At 63.0% G+C, this 5,890-nt stretch carries 4 protein-coding genes and 1 pseudogene; 3 read left to right on the top strand and 2 right to left on the bottom strand.

Features of this window, described 5'->3' with window-relative positions; all coding sequences use genetic code 11:
• The 3 genes and pseudogenes from secD to BEN49_RS29460 all read left to right on the top strand — a co-directional run.
• Window positions 1–2,162 (top strand): protein translocase subunit SecD (secD, locus tag BEN49_RS10060; RefSeq protein ID WP_083325968.1); only part of this gene is annotated, 2,162 nt, incomplete at its 5' end.
• Window positions 2,163–2,435: 273 nt separating this feature from the next.
• Window positions 2,436–2,696 carry a hypothetical protein gene (locus tag BEN49_RS10055; protein ID WP_125916699.1) on the top strand — a complete coding sequence of 87 codons (261 nt, stop codon included), beginning with the start codon at window positions 2,436–2,438 and terminating at the stop codon, window positions 2,694–2,696.
• A 221-nt stretch (window positions 2,697–2,917) separates the two neighbouring features.
• Window positions 2,918–3,814, top strand: a pseudogene (locus BEN49_RS29460) (DUF5777 family beta-barrel protein).
• Between the two features lie 95 nt (window positions 3,815–3,909).
• Here the strand turns inward: BEN49_RS29460 and BEN49_RS10040 are convergent.
• Window positions 3,910–4,512 carry a NifU family protein gene (locus BEN49_RS10040; protein WP_068236008.1) on the bottom strand — a complete coding sequence of 201 codons (603 nt, stop codon included), beginning with the start codon at window positions 4,510–4,512 and terminating at the stop codon, window positions 3,910–3,912.
• Between the two features lie 165 nt (window positions 4,513–4,677).
• Window positions 4,678–5,757: a chorismate synthase gene (gene aroC / locus BEN49_RS10035; protein WP_070742901.1), complete on the bottom strand. Its 1,080-nt coding sequence runs from the start codon at window positions 5,755–5,757 to the stop codon at window positions 4,678–4,680.
• Window positions 5,758–5,890: the final 133 nt, after the last annotated feature.

The following is a 5,890-nucleotide window of genomic DNA, read 5'->3' as shown; positions in this document are numbered from 1 at the left end:
CGCCGCCGGCGACACCAGCCTCGCTGGCCGCCCAGCTGGCCAAGAAGAACCCTGCCGCCAAAGGTGCCGGCGCCGACTCTGCCGCCGCTGCGCAGAACGTGGGGCCCCTGGCCCGCCTGCTCACCATGCCCGGCCGCCTGGGCGTGGCCCTGCGCGACACCGCCCGCATGAACGCCCTGCTGCGCAGCCCCGAAGCCAAAGCCATTCTGCCCCCCAACTTGGCCCTGCTCTGGAGCGTGAAGCCTACGTTGGTTGGCCCGCAGGAATACCTGGAGCTGAACCCCATCAAGAAAACCCGCGATGGCCAAGCCCCCGTGGCCGGCGAAGTGGTGGCCGACGCCCGCCAGGACTACGACCAGAGCGGCCACCCCGAGGTGAGCATGAGCATGAACCCGAGCGGCGCCAAAAAGTGGCAGCGCATGACGGCCGCCAACATCGGCCGCCAGGTGGGCATCGTGCTCGACGACTATGTGTACTCGGACCCGGTGGTGCAGGGCGAAATTGCCGGCGGCAACACCAGCATCTCGGGCAACTTCTCCATTGAGGAAGCCCAGGACTTGGCCAACGTGCTGAAGGCCGGCAAGCTGCCCGCCCCCACCCGCATCGTGGAAGAAGCCGTGGTGGGCCCCTCGCTGGGCAAGGAAGCCATCAACCAGGGCCTGTACTCGTCGCTGGCCGGCTTGCTGATCATCATGGTCTTCATGGCCGCCTACTACGGCCGCGCCGGCCTGGTGGCCGACGCCGCCCTGCTCTTCAACATGTTCCTGATTTTGGGTGTGCTGGCCGCGTTCCAGACCGCCCTCACCCTGCCCGGCATCGCGGGCCTGATCCTGGTAATTGCTTCGTCGGTGGATGCCAACGTGCTGATTTTCGAGCGTATCCGCGAAGAGCTTGACCACGGGCTCAGCCTCAACGACGCCATCAACGCTGGTTACTCGCGCGCCTTCTCGGCCATCTTCGACTCGAACGTGACCACGATGCTCATCGCTGTGATTCTGGGTTTCTTCGGCACCGGCCCGGTGCAGAACTTCGCCATCACGCTCGGCATCGGCGTGCTCACCTCGTTCCTGTCGGCCGTGTTCGTGTCGCGCCTCATCATCGAGGCCCTGGTGAAGGGCAAGGAGATTAGCAAAATCACCTTCTCGACCTTCCTCTCGCGCAACCTCTTCAAAAACGTGAACTTCGACATCGTGGGCAAGCGCAAAATTGCCTACATCTTCTCAACGGTGGTCATCGTCATTGGCTTCGTGTTGATGTACCTGCAAGGGGGGCCCAACCTAGGTGTTGACTTCACAGGTGGCCGCGCTTACGTCATCGACTTCAACAAGAACATGGTGGCCTCCGACGTGGCCGACGTGCTGCGCCCCGCCTTCAAGGGCGCCGGCATTGAGGTGAAGCAGTACGGCGCCGACAGCCGCCTGCGCGTGACCACCAGCTACCTCGCCACCGACGAGAGCCAGACCGCCGACCAGACCGTGCTCACCACCCTCAACCAGGGCCTGAGCAAGTTCAGCGCCGACGCCCCGGCCATCAAATCCACCTCCAAAGTGGGCGCCACCATCGCCGACGACATCAAGCGCACCTCAGTGCTGAGCTTGGGCCTGACGCTGCTGGGCATCTTCGTGTACGTGCTCTTCCGCTTCGAGAAGTGGCAGTACTCGATGGCGGCCGTTATCGCACTATTCCACGATGCCTTGTTGGTCATCGCATCTTACCCAATTGCCCGCGCCTTTGGCTTGAACTACGAGATGGACCAGATTTTCGTAGCCGCCGTGCTTTCCGTTATCGGCTTCTCGATGAACGACACGGTGGTGATTTACGACCGGGTGCGCGAGTACCTGCGTGAGAATCCCAAGCTGACGTTTGCCCAAGTGGTGAACCCGGCCTTGAACTCTACCTTCTCGCGGACGATGATTACGTTCACGACCGTTTTCCTGGTGGTGGCCGTGCTGTATATCTTTGGTGGTGAGACGCTTCGTTCGTTCTCCTTCGCCATGATGATCGGCATTATCTTCGGCACGTACTCGTCGCTGTTCATCGCCACGCCCATCATTCTGGACACCTACGGGAAGAAGGAAGAGCGCGAGCGCCTCGCCGCGGGCGAGGACGTAGCCGACCTGACCGGCGGCACACCCACGCTGAGCCGCAGCACGGTAAGCTAGGGCCCCCGGGCACGGATTTTCTTAATTCTGCGTCCCCGTTTTTTTCGTCCGTAGAGAGCCCGGCCACGTTGGCCGGGCTTTTTTGCGTTCTCAACTTATGTTAATAAATCGGGGCGGGCTCTTATTATACCTTGCGCTTCATTACTCGGGAATATCCTTCTTAGCGCTTATTCCTTAGGCACCTATCGTTACTTCTACTCGCTATCCTATCGCAAGCTTCTACGCCTTTTTCCGGCGCGGGCTGCGGCAGCCGCGGCGGCCACCCTACTGGCCGTGGTTACGGGCTGCACCTACACCCACGGCCCTGGGCCGAGCCCCTGCCCCGACGTTGCACCGATCACCTACGCCGCCATGATTTCGCCCATTTTTGAGGCCCACTGCCGCGAGTGCCACGGCGCCACGGTGCACCAGGCGCTGGGCGGCGGCAACGACTACAGCAACTACGCGGGCATCAAGCAGCAGTCGGCCAGCCTCATCCTGGTCTGCATCCGCCACGACCCGGGCTTCAACCAGATGCCTAAGGACAAGGATTAGCTTTCGACCTGCGACATCGCCCGCATCCAGGCCTGGATCGAGGCGGGCCAGCCCGACAACTAGCTGCTCGGCGCTATCCGCTCCTTCATTCCGCTTGCGAAAGCCCGCCGCCCCGGCACCGGCCCTTCGCTTTTATGCCCTCGCCCATGAACCAACTGCTGTCCTTCGCGCTCGGCTTGCTGCTGCTGGCAGCGCCGTAGCCCGACGCCCAAAGCAAATTCATGACCCGGGCGGGCCGCGTTAGCTTTTTCTCCACCAGCATCATCGAGGATATCGAGGCCCGCAACACAACGGCGGCGGTGCTCGACGTGGCCACCGGCCAACTGGCTTTCGTGGTGCCCATCAAGGAGTTCGTGTTCAAGCGCACGCTCATGCAGGAGCACTTCAACGAGAACTACATGGAGTCGGAGAAATTTCCGCGGGCCACGTTCACGGGGCACTTCACGGGGGCCCCGGCTGCTACGCTGGGCGTTAACTTTTTTGGCCTCGACCAGGCCGTGCCACGCCTCAGCTTCGAGTACGGCCTCACCAACCGCCTGGCCGTGGGCGTGGGCCGCAGCTCGCAGGAAAAAACCCTGGACGGCTTCCTGAAGTACCGGGCCATCCGTCAGACCACGGGGCCCCAGCCCATCCCCGTGTCCGTCACGCTGTTTGCCTCGTCGGCCATCACCACGCTGCGGTTCAATACTCCAGCCGACCGCAACGTGGCCTCGCGCGTGACCTATGCCTACTAGGCCCTCATTGCCCGCAAGTTCAGCTCCAACCTGTCGGTGCAGCTCATGCCCACGCTCATCCACCGCAACTACGTGGCCGCCGCCGCCGCCCAGAACGACGTGTACGCGCTGGGCGGGGCCGTGCGCCAGAAAATCACCAAGCGCACCGCCCTCACCGCCGATTACTACTACCTGTTCCCGGGCAACACGGCCACCAACTTCCGCAATGCCCTGGGCCTGGGCGTGGACTTGGAAACAGGCGGCCACATCTTCCAGCTACACGTGTCGAACTCGCTGGGCATGACGGAGAAGTTCTTCGTGCCCGAAACCACCGGCAACTTCTTCGCCGGCGACCTGTACTTCGGCTTCACCGTGGCCCGCCACTTCACCATCCGGCCCCACTAGGCCCAATTAGAAGCTGAGAGTTAGAAATTAAAAAGCCCGCCTGGACTACCAGGCGGGCTTTTTAATTTCTAACTCTCAGCTTCTAACTCGCTGACTTACACCAAAATGCCTTCAGCAACGACGCTTTGCACTTCGGGCACCATGCGCTTGAGCAGGTTTTCGATGCCTGACTTGAGCGTGACGGTGGCCGAGGGGCAGCCCGAGCACGAGCCTTGCAGGTTCACGGTCACAACGCCTTCGTGGTAGCTTTTGAAGGTAATGTTGCCACCGTCCTGCTCCACGGCGGGGCGCACGTAGTTATCGAGCAGGTCGATGATTTTCTGGGCCGTCTGGCCTTCCTGGGCGGTGGGGTCGCCGGCGGTGGCGGCCTGGGCAGCCTTTTGCTCAGCGGCGGGGTCCACGGTGAACAGGGGGCCCCCAGCCTCCACGTAGCCTTTCAGGAACTGGCGCAGTTCGGGAATAAGCTGCGTCCAGGCCAGATCGGGGTGGGTTTTGGTAACGGTGACGAAGTTTTGGGCGATGAACACGCGGCCCACGTAATCGAACCCGAACAGCTCCTGGGCCACGGGTGAGTTGGCGGCGGCCTCCAGCGTTGGGTAATCCACGCTCACGCCATCGGCGAGGAGCTGTTGGTTGAGGACAAATTTCATGCTCTCCGGATTCGGCGAGGCTTCGGCGTAAATAGATACGGCGGACATGGCGATAAGAAATTGACGGTGCGAGATAAGGGGCTCCAGGGGCGACACTACAACAGCGCCGGAACCGGAGAGGTTACAAAGGTACGACAGCAGCGCAGCTCCCTTCGGCAAAGCATTCTTAATTAGTCTAATTAAGAATAGCGCGGGCGTATAGTTCCGCCTAACCTACAGCTTATTGCTGCGGGCGCGCAGCAGCAAATCGGCCAGCACGAGGTGCGTCATGGCTTCCACGATGGGCACGGCGCGGGGCAGCACGCAGGGGTCGTGACGGCCGCGGCCGGCCAGCGTCACGGCCTCGCCGGCCTGGTTGACGGTGGGCTGGGGCTGCAAGATGGTGGCCACGGGCTTGAACGCTACCCGGAAGTAGACGTCCTGGCCGTTGGAAATGCCGCCCTGGCTGCCGCCGCTGCGGTTGGTGCGGGTGGCGATGCGGCCGGCGTCGTCGGTGTAAAATTCGTCGTTGTGCTGCGAGCCGGCCAGCTTCGTGCCCTCGAAGCCCGAGCCGAACTCGAAGCCTTTCACGGCGTTGATGCTGAGCAAAGCGTGGCCCAGCACGGCGGGCAGCTTGTCGAACACCGGCTCGCCGAGGCCCGGCGGCACGCCGGTGGCCACACCCGTAATCACGCCGCCCACGGTGTCGTGCGCATCGCGCGCGGCCCGAATGCGATCCTCCATGCGGGCCGCGGTAGCGGGGTCGGGGCAGCGCACGAGGTTGGTATCAATCAGGCTCAAGTCCAATTCCTCGTAGCCCACGGGCACTTCAATTTCGCCCACGGCCGACACGTAGGCCTGCACCCGCACCCCGAAGTGCGCCAGCAACTGCGCGGCTACGGCCCCAGCGGCCACGCGGGCGGCCGTTTCGCGGGCCGAGCTGCGGCCCCCGCCGCGGTGGTCGCGGCGGCCGTACTTGGCGTCGTAGGTGTAGTCGGCGTGGCTAGGGCGGTAGGCCTGCGCGATGTGCGAGTAGTCGTCGGAGCGCTGGTCGGCGTTGGGAATGAACAGGCTGATGGGCGTGCCGGTGGTCAGGCCCTCGAACAAGCCGGACTGGATTTGCACGCGGTCGGCTTCGTTGCGGGGCGTGGTCAGCTCGCTTTGGCCGGGACGGCGGCGGTCCAGCGCCGTTTGGATGTGGGCCGCTTCCACGGCCAAGCCGGCCGGGCAGCCGTCGATAATTACCCCGATGCCAGTGCCGTGCGACTCGCCGAAGGTGGTGATGCGAAATAGGGTGCCGAAGGTGTTGGACATGGGCAAACGAAACGAAGAAGAGGCGAAGAGGCAACGATAATTACCCCGATGCCAGTGCCGTGCGACTCGCCGAAGGTGGTGATGCGAAATAGGGTGCCGAAGGTGTTGGACATGGGCAAACGAAACGAAGAAG

This window comes from Hymenobacter coccineus, assembly GCF_001816125.1.
Taxonomy (GTDB): domain Bacteria; phylum Bacteroidota; class Bacteroidia; order Cytophagales; family Hymenobacteraceae; genus Hymenobacter; species Hymenobacter coccineus.
This window is presented reverse-complemented; position numbering and strand designations above follow the sequence as displayed.

Coding starts and splice junctions, on each gene's coding strand:
- BEN49_RS10040 (WP_068236008.1), bottom strand. CDS start 4,512: ATGTCCGCCGTATCTATTTACGCCGAAGCCTCGCCGAATCCGGAGAGC.
- aroC (WP_070742901.1), bottom strand. CDS start 5,757: ATGTCCAACACCTTCGGCACCCTATTTCGCATCACCACCTTCGGCGAG.